16 protein-coding genes and 1 tRNA gene are annotated in these 16,516 nt (G+C 70.9%); 6 read left to right on the top strand and 11 right to left on the bottom strand.

Annotated features, from left to right (window positions below; translation table 11 throughout):
• The first annotated feature begins 38 nt into the window (after positions 1 to 38).
• Complete coding sequence (locus ABZ794_RS25665) at positions 39 to 782, top strand: SDR family oxidoreductase (protein WP_357517940.1); 744 nt, start codon at positions 39 to 41, stop codon at positions 780 to 782.
• A gap of 64 nt (positions 783 to 846) precedes the next feature.
• Here ABZ794_RS25665 and ABZ794_RS25660 read toward each other — a convergent pair whose 3' ends face one another.
• From ABZ794_RS25660 to ABZ794_RS25650, 3 genes are all read right to left on the bottom strand, one after another.
• Positions 847 to 1,395: a hypothetical protein gene (locus ABZ794_RS25660; protein WP_210783463.1), complete on the bottom strand. Its 549-nt coding sequence runs from the start codon at positions 1,393 to 1,395 to the stop codon at positions 847 to 849.
• A gap of 212 nt (positions 1,396 to 1,607) precedes the next feature.
• Positions 1,608 to 1,811: a heavy-metal-associated domain-containing protein gene (locus ABZ794_RS25655; RefSeq protein ID WP_357517938.1), complete on the bottom strand. Its 204-nt coding sequence runs from the start codon at positions 1,809 to 1,811 to the stop codon at positions 1,608 to 1,610.
• Positions 1,808 to 2,275: a nuclear transport factor 2 family protein gene (locus tag ABZ794_RS25650; RefSeq protein ID WP_210783459.1), complete on the bottom strand. Its 468-nt coding sequence runs from the start codon at positions 2,273 to 2,275 to the stop codon at positions 1,808 to 1,810. Before ABZ794_RS25650 ends, ABZ794_RS25655 begins: the two co-directional genes overlap by 4 nt.
• Positions 2,276 to 2,360: 85 nt before the next feature.
• On the opposite strand from ABZ794_RS25650, the gene ABZ794_RS25645 reads away from it, so the two are divergent.
• On the top strand, positions 2,361 to 2,948 hold the full coding sequence (locus tag ABZ794_RS25645; protein ID WP_210783457.1) for a TetR/AcrR family transcriptional regulator: 588 nt from the start codon (positions 2,361 to 2,363) through the stop codon (positions 2,946 to 2,948).
• 33 nt (positions 2,949 to 2,981) lie between these two features.
• On the opposite strand, the gene ABZ794_RS25640 is transcribed toward ABZ794_RS25645, so the two are convergent.
• From ABZ794_RS25640 to ABZ794_RS25620, 5 genes are all read right to left on the bottom strand, one after another.
• Positions 2,982 to 3,053: transfer RNA gene (locus ABZ794_RS25640), tRNA-Val, on the bottom strand.
• Positions 3,054 to 3,129: 76 nt separating this feature from the next.
• Positions 3,130 to 3,594 (bottom strand): peroxiredoxin, encoded by a 465-nt coding sequence (locus ABZ794_RS25635; protein ID WP_357517935.1) that lies wholly within the window; start codon positions 3,592 to 3,594, stop codon positions 3,130 to 3,132.
• Positions 3,595 to 3,682: 88 nt separating this feature from the next.
• Positions 3,683 to 4,120 (bottom strand): DUF3052 domain-containing protein, encoded by a 438-nt coding sequence (locus ABZ794_RS25630; RefSeq protein ID WP_030330240.1) that lies wholly within the window; start codon positions 4,118 to 4,120, stop codon positions 3,683 to 3,685.
• A 112-nt stretch (positions 4,121 to 4,232) separates the two neighbouring features.
• Positions 4,233 to 6,809 carry a thiamine pyrophosphate-dependent enzyme gene (locus ABZ794_RS25625; RefSeq protein ID WP_210783453.1) on the bottom strand — a complete coding sequence of 859 codons (2,577 nt, stop codon included), beginning with the start codon at positions 6,807 to 6,809 and terminating at the stop codon, positions 4,233 to 4,235.
• Between the two features lie 51 nt (positions 6,810 to 6,860).
• Positions 6,861 to 7,328 carry a MarR family winged helix-turn-helix transcriptional regulator gene (locus ABZ794_RS25620; RefSeq protein ID WP_357517998.1) on the bottom strand — a complete coding sequence of 156 codons (468 nt, stop codon included), beginning with the start codon at positions 7,326 to 7,328 and terminating at the stop codon, positions 6,861 to 6,863.
• 217 nt (positions 7,329 to 7,545) lie between these two features.
• Between ABZ794_RS25620 and ABZ794_RS25615 the strand changes: the two genes are divergently transcribed.
• Positions 7,546 to 9,195 (top strand): alkaline phosphatase D family protein, encoded by a 1,650-nt coding sequence (locus ABZ794_RS25615; RefSeq protein WP_210783451.1) that lies wholly within the window; start codon positions 7,546 to 7,548, stop codon positions 9,193 to 9,195.
• A 130-nt stretch (positions 9,196 to 9,325) separates the two neighbouring features.
• On the opposite strand, the gene ABZ794_RS25610 is transcribed toward ABZ794_RS25615, so the two are convergent.
• Both ABZ794_RS25610 and ABZ794_RS25605 read right to left on the bottom strand, forming a co-directional pair.
• Positions 9,326 to 9,730: a YjbQ family protein gene (locus tag ABZ794_RS25610; protein WP_167457620.1), complete on the bottom strand. Its 405-nt coding sequence runs from the start codon at positions 9,728 to 9,730 to the stop codon at positions 9,326 to 9,328.
• A gap of 26 nt (positions 9,731 to 9,756) precedes the next feature.
• A complete protein-coding gene (locus tag ABZ794_RS25605; RefSeq protein ID WP_210783449.1) occupies positions 9,757 to 10,203 on the bottom strand; it encodes a hypothetical protein in 447 nt (148 codons plus the stop codon).
• 178 nt (positions 10,204 to 10,381) lie between these two features.
• Between ABZ794_RS25605 and aceE the strand changes: the two genes are divergently transcribed.
• Positions 10,382 to 13,120, top strand: a complete 2,739-nt coding sequence (aceE, locus tag ABZ794_RS25600; RefSeq protein ID WP_210783447.1) for a pyruvate dehydrogenase (acetyl-transferring), homodimeric type — start codon at positions 10,382 to 10,384, stop codon at positions 13,118 to 13,120.
• A gap of 133 nt (positions 13,121 to 13,253) precedes the next feature.
• On the opposite strand, the gene ABZ794_RS25595 is transcribed toward aceE, so the two are convergent.
• Positions 13,254 to 13,700 (bottom strand): SRPBCC domain-containing protein, encoded by a 447-nt coding sequence (locus tag ABZ794_RS25595; protein ID WP_210783445.1) that lies wholly within the window; start codon positions 13,698 to 13,700, stop codon positions 13,254 to 13,256.
• A gap of 188 nt (positions 13,701 to 13,888) precedes the next feature.
• On the opposite strand from ABZ794_RS25595, the gene ABZ794_RS25590 reads away from it, so the two are divergent.
• Together ABZ794_RS25590 and ABZ794_RS25585 are read left to right on the top strand one after the other, a co-directional pair.
• Complete coding sequence (locus ABZ794_RS25590) at positions 13,889 to 15,238, top strand: GH1 family beta-glucosidase (protein WP_357517931.1); 1,350 nt, start codon at positions 13,889 to 13,891, stop codon at positions 15,236 to 15,238.
• The gene (locus tag ABZ794_RS25585) at positions 15,235 to 16,512 is read left to right on the top strand and encodes an MFS transporter (protein ID WP_357517930.1); all 1,278 of its coding nucleotides are present in this window, start codon (positions 15,235 to 15,237) and stop codon (positions 16,510 to 16,512) included. Before ABZ794_RS25590 ends, ABZ794_RS25585 begins: the two co-directional genes overlap by 4 nt.
• Positions 16,513 to 16,516 lie beyond the last annotated feature (4 nt).

Below are 16,516 nucleotides of genomic sequence, written 5' to 3'. Positions count from 1 at the left end.
GCCAGACGGGAGGGCTGCGCGGCCAGATGATCGTTTGCATGACGACGACACTCAACAACAGGGTCGCCCTGGTGACCGGGGGTTCCCGGGGCATCGGAGCCGGCATCGCGCTGCGCCTTGCACAGGACGGGGCCGACGTGGCGCTGACCTACCGGCAGGACGCCGAGCGGGCCGCAACCGTGGTGAAGCAGATCGAGGCGCTGGGCCGCAGAGCGCTGGCAATCCAGGCGGACGGCGCCGACCCGGCCGCCGTGCGGGGCGCGGTCGACCGGGCGGCCGCCGAACTGGGTCGGTTGGACATCCTGGTCAACAACGCCGCGGTGTTCCTGGTCGGCGCCCTGGACGAGCTGGGCTCGGCAGAGGTGGACCAGACGATCGCGGTCAACATCAGGGCACCGTACGTCGCCGCGCGGGCGGCGCTGCGGCACCTGGGCGACGGCGGACGGATCATCAGCATCGGCAGCAACGTCGGTGAACGGGCGGTATTTCCCGGGCTGACGCTCTACGCGATGAGCAAGACCGCTCTGGTCGGGCTGACCCGGGGCCTGGCCCGTGAACTGGGCCCACGGGCCATCACCGTCAACCTGGTCAACCCCGGGCCGACGGACACCGACGCCAACCCGGCGGACGGACCGAACGCGGCGGCGATCAGCGGATTCACCGCCGTCGGCCGGTACGCTCGCCCCGCCGATATCGCGGCCACCGTCGCACACCTGGCCAGCCCCGAGGCCAGCTACGTGACCGGTGCGGTGGTCAACGTGGACGGCGGCTTCACCAGCTGAGGAACCCGGGCGGTGCCGCCGCGCCATCCGGCGCCGCCCGGCCTCAACGCAGGAACGCGGCTCGTCACCCTTCGTGACCCAACACCGCGCGCACCGCGTCGACGAACGAGATTCGGCGCTTCGTCCGTACCTCGATCGCCGCGAGCCAGCGCTCCCGGTGCCGGTCGCGCAGCGGCGCGCCCCCGTCGCCCGGCTCGTCGGCGAGCCGGCGCTGGTCGGCGTACTCGGTGGTGAGGCTGGTCAACACGGCCCGGCCGGCCACCGCGACCTCCGCCGGGCCCTCCAGCAACACCAGGTTGTACGCCTCGTCCACGGCGCGCATGGCCGCGTACGCCTCGTCGTAGCCGGGCACCGGCTCGCCCCCGCCGACGTCGAGCCACCGCCGGTCCAACTGCCGGTACGCCTGGTCGCAGGCGCTCAGGAACCCGACGTACGCGTCCCGCCGCAGCTCATCGCGACGCGTCGCCCGGCGCTCGACACTCTCGTGTCTGGCGACGGTGAGCTGGTGGGCCAGTTGCCGACGGGTGCTGAGCGCGCCGACCAGCCCGGTCAGGGCGGCGGCGGCCAGCGTGGACAGTGAGGTGATCAGCGCGACGGCGACGGTGTCCTGCACCAGCCCATCATGGCGGTGCCCGAATCTGGAGCCGTCGCCGGTGGCAATTTGCGTCCCTGTCACCTCTCGTTAGGTGCGCTGGCCTTCTGCCTGATCGGTGGCAACTCAGCAACTGGAAACGCCGAGTGCCGCCCTGCTGAACTGCCAGGGATCGCTCGTATTTGACCTGGACCGATCCAGGTGTGCCGCCGGGCTTGCGGTACCGCTGGACGTCAGGGCAGTTCGTAGCCGGCTTCCTCGACTGCGGCACGTACCTCGGCGATGTCGAGAGGTCCATCGCTCGTCACCGTGACGGTGTCGCGTTCGACGTCCACTGCCACAGTGGTGACACCGGGAATCCGTCCGATCTCCTCGGTGACGAAGCCTGCGCAGTGCCCGCAGGCCATACCGATCACCCGATAGCTGCTGACGGTCATGCCGGCGACTGCCGTCGGTCGGGTGCCTCTGGTGGCGAGGACTCTGAGCTGACCTCGGCTGGAGCGGCACCGCTGACCTTGGCGGGGACCGATCGGGTGAGCATGTGCGCCCGGCGCATCCGCCCATCAGCAGCGAACTGCCCGAAGAAGTGGACGTCGACGCTGCCCTCGCGCTTGGAGGTCTGAAAGTGCAGGGTGTAGCGGGCGGCGATACGGTCCTCGTCCGCTATCGCCTCATGCACCTCCCACCGGGCGCCGGTCTGGTGTTTCCGGGCCGGTCGGGTGTGCGCGATGAGCTTGGCGCGGTCCATCAGGTTGCCGTCGGCGACCTGCACAATGTCGGGCGTGTGGTACCGATCAACGATCACCGTCGGGTCTTCGTCACCGCGAGCCAGGTCGCTCATGAAGGAGGTGAAGAAGTCGGTGATGAACTTCTTCGGGTCGGTGCCATCGAGCGCGCCCATCTCACCCACCATCAGCTCGTGATCCCCGCTGAATCTTTACAGCTCGTAAATATCTATCTCCGAGAAATTTGGCAAGGTGTAAGAGATGAGTCGTTCAGTGGAGCGCAACCGTCGCGCCGACGCCCGTCGCAACTACAGGGCGATCCTCGATGCGGCAATCCGGCTACTCGACGCGCAGCCCGATGCCAGCCTCGACGCCATCGCCACCGATGCAGGGCTGACCCGGCAGACCGTCTACGCCCACTTTCCATCCCGCGAGCACCTGATGGCCGCCATCGTCGACCGGATCACCGACGACGCCGTCGCCGCGATGGACGCCGCCGAGCCAGACACCGGTGCCGCCGCAGACGCGCTGATCCGGGTGCTCGAGGCCGGTGCCCAGATCGCGGCGCGCTATCCGGTCCTGGTCCAGCAGATCGCGGCACTTCCGGTGAGCCCGGACGTCGACGTGGCACGCCACGCCCCGGTCGCCGAACGAATAACTCGGGTGATCCAGCGCGGTCAGGCGAGCGGCGAGTTCGACAGAGGACTCCCCGCCGACTGGCTCGCCGCGATCACGATCAAGATCGGCCACGCCGCAGGCGAGGAGGTCGACGCCGGCCGGATGACCCACGCCGAGGCTGCCGACGCGCTGCGTACCGCCCTGCTCCGAGTGCTCCGCCCCGGGAACTGATTTTCTCGGGGAGGCTTCGTTGGCGGTGAAGGGTGGGCGCGGCAGGTTTCGAACCTGCGACCCCTCGCTTGTAAGGCGAGTGCTCTCCCACTGAGCTACGCGCCCGGATCGCCCGTGTGGCGGGCCGGTGGCTGGCAAGCTTACCTGCCCGCCACCGACCCGGGCGCACGGCGTACCCCGGTCAGGTTGTCGCTTCGGCGATGGCCTTGCGCCAGCCCTGCTGGTCGCGGGCCTCGCCCGCGCCGTTCATCTCGGCGAAGCGGACCACACCGGTCTTGTCGATGAGGAAGGTGCCCCGGTTGGCGAAGCCGGCCACGTCGTTGAAGACCCCGTACGCCTGGGCGACGGCGCCGTGCGGCCAGAAGTCGGCGAGCATCGGGAACTGGTAGCCCTCACGGTCGGCCCAGATCTTGTGGCTGTAGGCCGAGTCGACGCTGACGGTCAGCACCTGCACGTCGTCGTTCACGTATTCGCCGAGGTTGTCGCGCACCTCGCCCAACTCGCCCTGGCAGGTGCCGGTGAAGGCGAGCGGGTAGAAGACCAGCAGCACGGCGCGCCTGCCCCGAAAGTCCGATAGGCGGACCTCCTGGTTGTTCTGGTCCTTGAGCACGAAGTCGGGTGCTTCGGCACCAACCTCGATGGGCATGCGAACTCTCCTCGCGTCGAGTCGGGGCGACCGCGTCAGCCTGCTACCCGGCGGTGGGCGGACCGTCGGGCGAGCGGATCGGCGCTGGCTACTTCTTGGCCTTGGCCCCTCGACGCAGCACCAGACGGGCGCCGCTCCAGTCCCGGCCGGCGTTGACGGTCGAGGTCTGCTGAAGGCCGGCGGTGGGCGCGGACTCCGCGACCTCACTCGGCTCGACGTGACCCTCGCGCCCCGCCTTCGGGGTGAGCAGCCACACGACGCCGTTGTCGGCCAGCGGGCCGAGGGCATCGACGAGCAACTCGAAAAGGTCACCGTCGCCGTCCCGGTACCAGACCAGCACCGCGTCGACCACCTCGTCGGTGTCCTCGTCGACCAGATCTCCACAGCGGTCGGTCAGGGCGTCTCGGAGATCCTGGTCGACGTCGTCGTCGTACCCCATCTCCATGACGACCATCCCCGGTTCGATTCCGAACCGGTCCGCCAGGCTGCGTACCCCGTCGGCGGCCTGACCAGCGGTCGCGCTCACTGTCGCGTGCCTCCTCATCTCGTCCCTGCTCGCGGCGTCGGTGCGACGCCGTCAGGCAAAGTCCACACAGTTGTTGGTCTTCGCGCAAGTGGCGCACCGGGTGGAACGGAATTTACCGTGCCAGCAGCGTACGGGCACCGTCGGTAATGGCTTCGGCGGAGACCAGTACGTGACGTGCTGCCGGACCTAATGGTACAAACGAGTCAACTCCCGCCACTCGACGTGCGGCACCGACATATCCGGCGTCGACCAGCGCGGCGATCACGCCCTCGCCGACCCCGCCGGAGCGGCGCGTCTCGTCCACCACCAGCACCCGGCCGGTCGCCGAGGACTCCCGGATGATGTCGGCCACCGGCAGCGGAGCCAGCCAGCGCAGATCCACCACGCGGGTGCCCACCCCCTCCTCGGCGAGGACGGCTGCGGCCCGCAGCGACATCCGTACCCCGTTACCGAAGGTGATGATGGTGAGGTCGTCCGCCGAGCCGACCCGGTAGACCCGGGCCCGCCCGATCGGCACGTGACCGGCCACCCACCCACCTGGCTCCGGATAGCCGGCCAGCCACTCCCCGTCACCCTCCGTGTACAGGTCGCGGGTATGGTAAAGCGCGATCGGTTCCAGGAACACGCAGACGCTGCCGTCCACCGCCGCGCTCGCCAGACAGGTCCGCAGCATGGGCGCGGCATCGTCCGGCCGCGCCGGCACCGCGACCACCAGACCGGGCACATCCCGGAGTACGGCCACCGAGTTGTCGTTGTGGAAGTGCCCGCCGAACCCCTCCTGGTACGCCAGGCCCGCCACCCGCACCACCATCGGGTTGCGGAACGCACCCTGCGAGAAGAACCGCATGGTGGCCGCCTCACCGCGCAGCTGGTCCTCGGCGTTGTGCAGGTACGCCAGGTACTGGATCTCCGGCACCGGCAGCATCCCGGCCAGCCCGGCACCGAGGCCCAGCCCGAGCACCGACGTCTCGTCGAGCAGGGTGTCGAAGACCCGGGCCGCCCCGAACCGGTCGCGCAGCCCCTTCGTCACCCCGTACACGCCGCCCTTGGCCGCCACGTCCTCACCGAAGAGCGCCATCTGCGGGTGGTCGAGCATCCCGTCGGCGAGCGCGGCGTTGATGCTCTGCGCCAGGGTCATCGGCCCGGCCAGCTCCGGCGGCTTCCCACCGAACGCCTCCGCCCGGGCGCCGGCGCCCGGCCCGCTGGCCCGCGCCGCGGCGTCGGCCACCGCCCGCGCCACCCGCACCGGACGTCGTGGGGCCAGCGTCGACACCACGTCGGCCGCGGAGGCCAGCTTCGGCTCGCCCAGCACCTCCTCGGCCAGCCGGCGTACCTGCCAGCCGGTCTCGTCGTACCGGGCCAGCAGCTCCTCGCCGGTCGCGACGCCGGCGTCGACAAGCAGCCGCGCGGTGGCGGCCACCGGGTCCCGGGCCAGGTCCTCGGCCAGCTCGGCCGGACTCCGGTACGCCGACTCCGCGTCCGCCCCGGCGTGCCCCATCAGCCGCACGGTGCGCAGGTGCAGCACGGCCGGCCGCCGGTTGCGGCGTACCCAGGCCGCGGCCTCCGCCGCCACCTCGTACGTCCGCACCGGGTCGGCTCCGTCCGCGTTGAAGTAGCGGATGCCCGGCTTGGCCCGCAGGGTCGCCTCGACCCAGCCCTCCGGCGAGCGGACGCTGATGCCCAGCCCGTTGTCCTCGCAGACGAAGAGCACCGGAATCCGCAGCCCGGCGTGGTCGTACCACCCGGCGGTGTTGAAGGCTGCGGTGGCGCTGGCGTGGTTGACCGAGGCGTCGCCGAAGGAGCAGACCACTATGGCGTCCGGTGGCCAGGGGGCGTGCGTGGCGCCGGCGCCGCTGCCGACCCGCACGCCGGCCCCGGTACGCCGTCCGGCGCTATCCAGCCGGCGCAGCCGCTCCACTGCCAGTCCCATTCCGACCGCGCGGGGCAGGTGCGAGGCGATGGTCGAGGTGGTCGGCACGATGGCCAGGTCGGCCCGGCCGAACACCTTGTGCCGTCCCCCGGCGATCGGTTCGAGGCTGGACGCGACCATTCCGCGCAGCACGTCCCGGGCCGCGTCGGCGTACGCCGCGAACCCGTTGGCGGCTCCGGTCGCCGAGGTCGGTGCGGTCCCGGCCGGCTCCGATTCGGACACCTGCGGATCGGCGGTCGACTCGGGTTCGCGGGTCGACGCCCCGTCGACTGTCGACTCACTGTCGGCGGACCGCTCGACGCCAACGGCCCGCGCTCGGTCGACGTCCTGGTCGGCGGCGGCGGACGGCTCGGAGTTGGTGGCCAACGTCGGGTCGGCGGACGGCTCGGAGTCGGTGGCCAGCACCGGGTCGGCGGCGACCTGGGCGGCGCGCAGGCAGTAGAAGGCGCCCGAGCGGTAGTGCAGCAGCGCCGGATCGGTGGGACGTAGCGCGGCGGCGACAGCGGCGTTGCCCTCGTGCCCGGCCGAGCCGATCGTGTAGAAGCCCTCCCCGAAGCTGCGCAACCAGCGGCCGGCCAGGTCGAGCTGCCGGCTGGTCACCTGCGCGTCGAACAGGTCAAGCACCTGCGCGCCGCTCAGCGGGGCGTCGTCGGTGACCGGGTCGGCGGGGTCACGCCGCCGCTCGGCGGCAGGCAGCGCCGCCAGCGTCTCCCGGAACCGGTCGTCGAGATCTTGCGGGGTGGTCACGTCGGACAGCATTACCGACGGAAGCCCCGCTCGCCCAGTGGGACACGGCCGGCGGGGGTGCGCTCACTCCGGCCCGAAGGACTCCGGACAGCCGCCGTCGGACACCTTCCAGACCAGGTCACGAAGGGTGCTCAGCTCCTCGTCGCTCAGCCCGGACAGGAGTCGGGAGTCGGACATCACCTCGATCACCCGGGCTCGCACGACGCGGCCCTCCTCGGTCACCACCAGTGTCTTCTGCCGCCGATCCGTCGGGTCGGTGCGGCGCTCGACCAGCTCGGCCTGCTCCAGCTTGTCGACCAGCACCGTCACGTTCGACCGGTCGCAACCCAACTGACCGGCGAGATCCCGGGCCGGCAGTGGGTGGTCCGGGTCCAACTCCCCCAGCGCCCGGGCCGCCGCCGGGGTGAGCCCCAAATCGGCGAACGCGGCACCCTGCCGGTGTCGCAACGCGGCGGTGACGTGCGCCATCCGCCGCACCACATCGACGGCGAGACCGGCCCGATCCGCCGGACCGCTCACCGCGGAACCCATTTGCCGCGTCACGACCACATCGTACGCACGCCATCTCACCGCCCAGGTCACCGATCAAACTCCTCGGCGAGGACTGGAACCCCGCGGGGGCGGATCGACCGCGATCATCGGTGTTCGACTGCCGGCGACGGACCGGGGCCCTCGCCGTCACCTCCCGGCCACCAACGCTCGCGAGGCTCCCCCTAGTCACGAGAGATCGGATTCTGGGGAGGATTTCGTGTCACTGTCCCGACGTACCATCCTGCTGTCCGGCGCCGCACTCGGCGCCGCGGGCGCGGTCACCGGGCTGCCGGTGGCGGCCGGCGCGGCGGCGGCCCACCGGCCGCTGACCTACCCGTTCACCCTCGGTGTCGCCTCCGGCGACCCCGACCACGACGGCTTCGTGCTGTGGACCCGCCTGGCCCCGCAACCACTGGCCGAGGACGGCCTCGGCGGCATGCCGGACCGCGACGTGCCGGTGCACTGGGAGCTGGCCGCCGACGAGCGGTTCCGGCACGTGGTGCGCCGTGGGGTCGCGGTCGCCCGCACCCGCTCGGCGCACAGCGTGCACGTGGAGCTGGCCGGCCTGCTGCCCGGGCGCGAATACTTCTACCGGTTCCGCGCCGAGCGACACCTCTCGCCGATCGGGCGCACCCGCACCGCTCCCTCACCGTCGAGCATGCCGGCCGCCCTGGCGATGGGCTTCGCGTCCTGCTCCCAGTACGAGCACGGCTACTTCACCGCCTACCGCCGCCTCGCCGAGACCGAGCCGGAGCTGATCCTGCACCTGGGCGACTACCAGTACGAATACGCCCCGGACACGTACAACGTCCCGGGTGGCAACCCGCGTGACCATGAGGGACCGGAGACGCGGACGCTGGCCAACTACCGGCAACGGCACGCCCAGTACAAGACCGACACCGACCTGCAAGCCGCGCACGCGGTGGCGCCCTGGGTGGTGGTGTTCGACGACCACGAGGTGGAGAACAACTGGGCCGACGAGGTGCCCGAGGCGCCGGACCCCGAGTTTCCCGCGCGTCGGGCGGCGGCGTTCCAGGCGTACTACGAGAACATGCCGCTACGACGCACCTCGATCCCCCGGGGCATCGACATGCAGCTCTACCGGAGGGTGCGCTGGGGGCGGCTGGCCACGTTCCACATGCTCGACACCCGGCAGTACCGCGACGACCAGGCCTGCGGCGACGGCTACCGGGACTGCGCGGCGGCATCGGACCCGGGCCGTTCCATCACCGGTGCGGAGCAGGAGGCGTGGCTGCTGGACGGCTTCCGCCGTTCGGACGCCCGGTGGGACATCCTGGGCCAGCAGGTCTTCTTCGCCCAGCGGGACAACAACGCCGGCCCGCTCACCGTCACCAGCATGGACGCCTGGGACGGCTACGTCGCCTCCCGGGACCGGATCACCCGGGGTTGGCTCGGCGCCGGGGTGCGCAACCCGGTGGTGCTGACCGGCGACGTGCACGCGCACTGGGCCAGCGACCTCAAGCTGGATTACTCCGACCCGACCTCACGCACCGTCGGCACCGAGCTGGTCTGCTCGTCGATCACCTCGACCGGCGACGGCGCGGACTCGGTCTCCGGCTCGCACCCGTGGTTCGCGTTCAACCCGCACCTACGCTTCCAGAACAACCTGCGGGGGTACGTCCGCACGACGATCACTCCGGGGCAGCTCACGGCCGACTTCGACGTACTGCCGTACGTCACTCGGCCGGACGCGCCCGCGTACACGCGGGCCTCGTTCGTGATCGAGGACCGGGTGCCCGGCCTGCACCAGACGGCGGACAACCCGCTCCCGTCAGCGGCTCGCACTGCCGCGCCGTCCGCGGACCCCGGCCAGCAGACCGTCCACCAGGAGACCGTCCGCCCGTAACCCGCTCTACGCCTCACGATCCGCGCAACATCAGGGATCTTGTTGCCTCGCCGTGCATTGAGGCAGCAGTTTCCGGGATGTTGTGCGGATCTTGAGGCGGGACGACGGCGACGACGGACCGGGACGGTGGTCAGGCGGGGAGGAAGGAGAAGCGGACCTGGCGGGTCGGGTTGTCGCCGTTGGTGTCGACGAGGCAGATCGACTGCCAGGTGCCGAGCGCCAGTCGACCGCCGAGCACCGGCAGCGTGGCGTACGGCGGGATGAACGCCGGCAGCACGTGGTCGCGGCCGTGGCCGGGCGAGCCGTGTCGGTGCCGCCAGCGGTCCTCGGTGGGGAGCAGGTCGTCCACGGCGCTGAGCAGGTCGTCGTCGGACCCCGACCCGGTCTCGATGATCGCCAGGCCGGCGGTGGCGTGCGGCACGAACACGTGCAGCAGGCCGTCGCCCTCGCCCGAGACGAACTGCTGGGCCTCCGCGGTGATGTCCCGGACGGTCGGTCGGGACCCGGTCTGGACGGTGATCACGTCGCTGCGCATACGTCGCATTCTGCCGCAGGGTGCGGTCAGGAACTGCCGCCACCGCCGCCAGAGTCGCCGCCACCGGACCACCCGCCACCGGAGTCACCGCCGGACCAGCCCCAGCCGGACCAGCCTCCCCCGGAGTCGCTGCTGCCGCCGGCGGGCTCCGGATCGTCGGAGCGGTCGTGGTCGCCGTCCCGCTGGCGGCCGACGTGCCCGCTCCCGGCGTCACCGGCGGGCATCGGGTGGAAGTGGTACCCGCCGCCGTCCGGGTCCGGACGCCCGCGACGACGGCCATCCTGGCCGCTCAGACGGGCCGCGCGGATCGCGTCGCGCAGCAGGCCCGCGCCGAGCACGGCCACCAGGGCGCCGACGGCCACCAGTCCGACCATCGGCAGGCTGCCGGAGGCGAGGGCGACCGCGCCGATGACCAGGCCAACCACCCCAAAAACGATCATGCTCGCGGCGACCGCGACACGGCGTCCGTTCATGGCGGTAACGGTAGGAGTGGCGGTCAAACCGCTCAGGTTCCACAGGGCCGTCGCGCTAAGTTACCGGCGAGTACCTGTGTTCAGCATCGCGTCGGGGGCACCTAGACGTGACGACGGGTGCCACCAGGGGGCAGGATGGCGCTAGAGACCTATCCCACACACAACCGAGGGAACGCCTGTGGCTACGGAACGCAAGCGCCCGGTGATCAGCGACGGCCTACCGAGCCAGCTTCCGGACATCGACCCTGAAGAGACAAGCGAATGGGTCGAGTCGCTTGACGGTGTCATCGACGAACGCGGAGCCAAACGCGCCCGCTACGTCATGCTGCGCCTGCTGGAGCGGGCCCGTGAGCGCCAGGTCGGGGTTCCGCCCCTGACCACCACCGATTACATCAACACCATCCCGTCGGAGCGCGAGCCCTGGTTCCCGGGTGACGAGCACGTCGAGCGGCGAATCCGGGCGTACGTCCGGTGGAACGCCGCCATGCTGGTGCACCGGGCGCAGCGCCCGGAGATCGGCGTCGGCGGGCACATCTCCACCTTCGCCAGCTCGGCGTCGCTCTACGAGGTGGGCTTCAACCACTTCTTCCGGGGCAAGAACCACCCGGGCGGTGGCGACCAGATCTTCTACCAGGGCCACGCCTCCCCGGGCATGTACGCGCGGGCGTTCCTGGAGGGGCGGCTCAGCGAGCACCAGCTCGACGGGTTCCGCCAGGAGCTGTCGCACCCCGGTGGTGGGCTGCCCTCGTACCCGCACCCTCGGCTGATGCCGGACTTCTGGGAGTTCCCCACCGTCTCGATGGGCCTCGGCGGTCTGAACGCGATCTACCAGGCCCGGTTCAACCGGTACCTGCAGCACCGCGGCATCAAGGACACCTCCCAGCAACACGTCTGGGCGTTCCTCGGCGACGGCGAGATGGACGAGCCGGAGACGCTCGGCGCCATCGGCGTCGCCGCCCGCGAGGAGCTGGACAACCTCACCTTCGTGATCAACTGCAACCTGCAGCGGCTGGACGGCCCGGTCCGGGGCAACGGCAAGGTCATGCAGGAGCTGGAGGCGTTCTTCCGGGGTGCCGGCTGGAACGTGATCAAGGTCGTCTGGGGTCGTGAGTGGGACCCGCTGCTCGCCGCGGACACCGACGGCGCGTTGGTCAACCTGATGAACACCACGACCGACGGTGACTACCAGACCTACAAGGCGGAGTCCGGCGCGTACGTGCGGGAGCACTTCTTCGGCCGTGACGCACGGACCCGCAAGATGGTCGAGCCGCTCAGCGACGACGAGATCTGGAACCTCAAGCGGGGTGGGCACGACTACCGCAAGCTCTACGCGGCCTACAAGGCGGCCACCGAGCACACCGGTCAGCCCACAGTCATCCTGGCGAAGACGATCAAGGGTTGGACCCTCGGCTCGCACTTCGAGGGCCGCAACGCCACCCACCAGATGAAGAAGCTGACGCTGGAGGACTTGAAGACCTTCCGCGACCGGCTCTACCTGGACATCCCGGACTCGGCGCTGGAGGACAACCCCTACCTGCCGCCGTATTTCCACCCCGGCGAGAAGTCCGAGGAGCTGGCGTACCTCAAGGAGCGGCGCGAGCAGCTCGGCGGGTACCTGCCCTCCCGGCGGACCAGCACGAAGCGGCTGGCCATCCCCGGCCCGGAGCGGTTCGCCGACATCAAGCGCGGCTCGGGCAAGCAGAAGGTGGCCACCACGCAGGCCTTCGTCCGTCTACTCAAGGACGTGATGAAGGACAAGGAGTTCGGCAAGCGTTGGGTGCCGATCATCCCGGACGAGGCCCGCACCTTCGGTCTCGACTCGATCTTCCCGACCGCGAAGATCTACTCGCCGCACGGCCAGCGCTACACCTCGGTCGACCGCGAGCTGTTCCTGTCGTACAAGGAGTCGACCTCCGGGCAGATCCTGCACGAGGGGATCAACGAGGCCGGTTCGGTGGCCTCGTTCACCGCGGCCGGCTCGGCGTACGCCACGCACGACGAGCCGATGATCCCGATGTACATCTTCTACTCGATGTTCGGGTTCCAGCGGACCGCCGACGGGCTGTGGGCCGCGGCCGACCAGATGGCCCGGGGCTTCCTGCTCGGCGCCACAGCGGGTCGGACCACGCTCAACGGTGAGGGCCTTCAGCACGAGGACGGGCACTCGCTGCTGATCGCCGCGACCAACCCGGCCGTGGTGGCGTACGACCCGGCGTTCGCGTACGAGATCGCGCACATCCTGGAGCAGGGTCTGCACCGGATGTACGGGGACGCGCAGGAGAACGTCTTCTACTACCTGACGGTCTACAACGAGCCGACGCTTCAGCCGGCCGAGCCGGCCGACGTGGACGTGGAGGGCCTGCTCAAGGGCATCTACCGCTACTCGCCGGCACCGCAGGTCGACGGCCCGAAGGCCAACCTGCTCGCCTCGGGCACCGGCATGCAGTGGGCGCTCAAGGCCCAGCAGCTCCTCGCCCAGGACTGGGGGGTGGGCGCCGACGTCTGGTCGGTGACCTCCTGGACCGAGCTGCGCCGCGACGCGGTGGAGACCGAGGAGTACAACCTGCTCAACCCGGGCGCCGAGGCGAAGGTTCCGTACATCCAGCAGAAGCTGGCCGAGGCGGACGGGCCGAAGATCGCGGTCAGCGACTTCATGCGCGCGGTACCGGATCTGATCGCCCGCTGGGTACCCGGCGACTACACGTCGCTCGGCACCGACGGTTTCGGCATGTCGGACACCCGGCACGCGCTGCGCCGGCACTTCCACGTGGACGCGGAGTCGATCGTGGTGGCCACGCTGCGCCAGCTCGCCCGCAGCGGCGCGGTGGCGACCACGGTGCCGGCCGAGGCCGCCAAGAAGTACGCGATCGACGACGTCAACGCCGCCCCGGTCGGCGAGACCGGCGGCGACAGCTGATTCAGCACCATTGAGGAGGGCCCGGCGCATCAGCGCCGGGCCCTTTTGGGGTACGGAGCGGCGGTGGTCCGGGGGCCCTGGCGGGGATCCGGACCACCGCCGTCGCGGGTGACGCCGGGAGGATGGGCGCTCGTCAGCCGACGGCGGCCAGGTCGGTGAGCCGGGCCAGCGAGTCCTCCAGGTCGGCGCCGACCCGACGCAGTCCGAGGCGCAGCATGGCCGCCTTGACCGGGCCGGCCGGCCAGCGGACCACGATGAGGCGCACGATGGTCCCGCCCTCCTCCTCGTCTCCGGTGAGCTGGACGTAGATCTCGGTGCGTGCCTCCGCCCGAGATCCAGCGCCCTTGGCCCGTTCCCGCCAGCCGATCAGCGTCGGCTCCTGATAGGCGATCACCTCGGCCTCATGCGCCGAGCCGCGCCCAGCCTGGACGAGTTGTCGCCGCCCGAAGCCCTCTCCCGAGAGCACTTCGGCCGCTCGGACCCCGGCCAGCCAGGCCGGCAACTGCTCGGCCCGCTGTACGACATCCCAGACCACTTCAATTGGCGCCGCCACGTGCGCACTGCGTTCCACGAGGATCATTTCCGTCTTTCCTCCGGTGAGGACATCACACGATATCGGCACTCTATGCGTTAAATCGGACTTACCTGGACGGGTTCGGAAAAAGACACGCCGATCAACCATTGCGCATTGCGCCAGGCCGGCCTATGGCGCATTCATCGAGAGCGCCCTAAAGTCCCGAGCACGTTTCACGTTGACCGGGAGGGCGCATGTCGACCGCACCGATGCCCCAGTTCCCCACCGGCTTCCGCTGGGGCGTCTCCACATCGGCCCACCAGATCGAGGGCGCCACCACGGCCGACGGCCGAGCTCCGTCCATCTGGGACACCTTCGCGCGCTCCCCCGGGCGGATCAGCGACGGCAGCAGCGGCGAGGTGGCCTGCGACCACTACCACCGGCACACCGAGGACGTGGCGCTGCTGGCCGGCCTGGGTGTCTCCGCGTACCGGTTCTCCATCGCCTGGCCCCGGGTCCAGCCCACCGGCGCCGGCCCGGTCAACCCGGCCGGCCTGGACTTCTACGACCGCCTGGTGGACGAGTTGCTGGCCGCCGGCGTCGACCCGGTGGCCACCCTCTACCACTGGGACCTGCCGCAACCCCTCGAAGACGCCGGCGGCTGGATGCACCGCGACACCGCCGCCCGCTTCGCCGAGTACGCCGAGAAGAGCGCCGCCCGCCTCGGCGACCGGGTCCGGCTCTGGATCACCCTCAACGAGCCGTTCATCCACATGAGCCTCGGCTACGGCATGGGTGTGCACGCCCCCGGCCGGATACTGCTCTTCGACGCCTTCCCGGTCGCCCACCACCAACTGCTCGGGCACGGGCTCGCCGTCGCCGCGCTGCGGAGCCACACCGCCAGCCCGGTGGCGATCGCCAACAACTACTCGCCGGTGCGGGTGCTCGGCGACCGCGACGCCGACCGGGCCGCCGGGGCGGCGTACGAGGCGCTGCACAACCGGCTCTTCACCGACCCGCTGCTCGGCCGCGGCTACCCGGAGCTGCCCGGCTTCGACCCGGGCGTCATCCACCCCGGCGACCTCGACACGATCGCCGCGCCGATCGACGTGCTCGGGGTGAACTACTACAACCCCACCGGCGTACGGGCGGCCGAGGAGGGTTCACCACTGCCGTTCGACCTCGTGCCGCTGGACGGCTACCCGCGCACCGCCTTCGACTGGCCGGTGGACCCCGACGGGCTACGCGAGCTGCTCGGCTGGCTGCGCGACACCTACGGCGACGCGCTGCCCCCCATCGAGATCACCGAGGGCGGCTGCGCGTACGACGACGCACCCGACGCCGACGGGCAGGTGGCCGACCCGGAGCGGATCGCGTACCTCGACGGGCACCTGCGGGCGGTCCGCGCCGCCATCGACGACGGGGTGGACGTACGCGGGTACTTCGTCTGGTCGCTGCTGGACAACTGGGAGTGGGCCGAGGGGTTCACCAAGCGCTTCGGTCTGGTGCACGTCGACTACGCCACCCAGAGGCGTACGCCGAAGTCGTCGTACACCTGGTTGCGGGACGTGATCACGGCCAGCCGGCCGGGGTCGGCGCGGTGACCACCCTCGACCCGACGCCGGCGTCGCTGCCGGCGGCGCTCGCCGAACCGACGGTGCCGGTGCGGCGCGGCTGGATCGGCCTGATCTTCGCGGCGAACCTCGGCGTGTGGATGGCGTTCTTCACGCCCATCCAGGTGCTGCTGCCGCAGCAGATCGAGCAGATCGCGCCCGGCGACAAGGAGAACATGCTGGCCGTGGTCACCGGCCTCGGCGCGCTGGCCGCGGTGCTGGCCAACCCCCTGGCGGGCGCGTTCTCCGACCGGACCTGCCTGCGGATCGCCGGCCGCGAGTTCGGTCGTCGGCACGTCTGGACGGCGGGCGGGGCAGTGCTCGGCGCGGCGGCCCTGGTGCTGCTGGCCCAACAACGGACCATCCTCGGCGTCGCCCTGGGCTGGGTCGCCGCGCAGGTCTGCTTCAACGCGATGCTGGCCAGCCTCACCGCCGCCATCCCGGACCGGGTCCCGGTGCGGCAGCGCGGCGGGGTCTCGGGGTGGGTGGGCATCCCGCAGGCGCTCGGGTTGGTACTCGGCGCTGTGCTGGTCACCGCCGTGGTCACCGGCAACGCCGCCGGCTACCTGGCCATCGCCGTGGCCATCCTGCTGCTGTCGCTGCCGTTCGCGCTGCTCACCCCCGACGAACCGCTGCCGCGTACCCATCGACCGGCGATCCGGACGCGGGCGCTGCTGGCCTCGATGTGGATCAGCCCCCGCCGGCACCCGGATTTCGCGTGGGCCTGGATCACCCGGTTCCTGGTCCAGTTGGGCAATGCCCTGGGCACCCTCTACCTGCTGTACTTCCTCAGCGACGGGGTGCGCCACCCCGACCCCGAGGGCGGCCTGCTGGTGCTGATCCTGCTCTACACGCTCGGGATGATGCTGACCGCCGTGGTCGCCGGCCAGATGTCCGACCGTTCCGGCCGCCGCAAGATCTACGTGATCGTCTCCGGGCTGATCATGGCGGTGGCGGCGCTGCTGCTCGCGGTGGCGCCGGTCTGGCCGATGGCGATCGTCGCGGCGCTGCTGCTCGGCGCCGGCTACGGCGTCTACCTCTCGGTGGACGCCGCGTTGATCACCCAGGTGCTGCCCCGGGCCACCGACCGGGCCAAGGACCTGGGCGTCATCAACATCGCCAACTCGGCGCCGCAGGTGCTCGGCCCGGCGCTCTCCGCCCCGCTCGTGGTGTACCTGGGCGGTTATCCCACGCTCTACGCGGTCACCGCAGTGGTCACCCTGCTCGGCAGCGCGCTGGTCGTCAAGATCCGCTCGGTGCCCTAGGGGG

The organism is Micromonospora sp. NPDC047187 (assembly GCF_040643355.1).
GTDB lineage: Bacteria > Actinomycetota > Actinomycetes > Mycobacteriales > Micromonosporaceae > Micromonospora > Micromonospora salmantinae.
Note: the sequence above shows the minus strand (reverse complement) of the source record. Positions and strands in the feature narration are given on the sequence as shown.

Bases quoted from the DNA above. Each gene is read 5' to 3' on its own strand.
- ABZ794_RS25625 (WP_210783453.1), bottom strand. From the start codon at position 6,809: ATGCTGTCCGACGTGACCACCCCGCAAGATCTCGACGACCGGTTCCGG.
- ABZ794_RS25605 (WP_210783449.1), bottom strand. From the start codon at position 10,203: ATGAACGGACGCCGTGTCGCGGTCGCCGCGAGCATGATCGTTTTTGGG.
- ABZ794_RS25650 (WP_210783459.1), bottom strand. From the start codon at position 2,275: ATGGGCGCGCTCGATGGCACCGACCCGAAGAAGTTCATCACCGACTTC.
- ABZ794_RS25610 (WP_167457620.1), bottom strand. From the start codon at position 9,730: ATGCGCAGCGACGTGATCACCGTCCAGACCGGGTCCCGACCGACCGTC.
- ABZ794_RS25655 (WP_357517938.1), bottom strand. From the start codon at position 1,811: ATGACCGTCAGCAGCTATCGGGTGATCGGTATGGCCTGCGGGCACTGC.
- ABZ794_RS25645 (WP_210783457.1), top strand. From the start codon at position 2,361: ATGAGTCGTTCAGTGGAGCGCAACCGTCGCGCCGACGCCCGTCGCAAC.
- ABZ794_RS25595 (WP_210783445.1), bottom strand. From the start codon at position 13,700: ATGATCCTCGTGGAACGCAGTGCGCACGTGGCGGCGCCAATTGAAGTG.
- ABZ794_RS25665 (WP_357517940.1), top strand. From the start codon at position 39: ATGACGACGACACTCAACAACAGGGTCGCCCTGGTGACCGGGGGTTCC.
- ABZ794_RS25635 (WP_357517935.1), bottom strand. From the start codon at position 3,594: ATGCCCATCGAGGTTGGTGCCGAAGCACCCGACTTCGTGCTCAAGGAC.
- ABZ794_RS25620 (WP_357517998.1), bottom strand. From the start codon at position 7,328: ATGGGTTCCGCGGTGAGCGGTCCGGCGGATCGGGCCGGTCTCGCCGTC.
- ABZ794_RS25590 (WP_357517931.1), top strand. From the start codon at position 13,889: ATGTCGACCGCACCGATGCCCCAGTTCCCCACCGGCTTCCGCTGGGGC.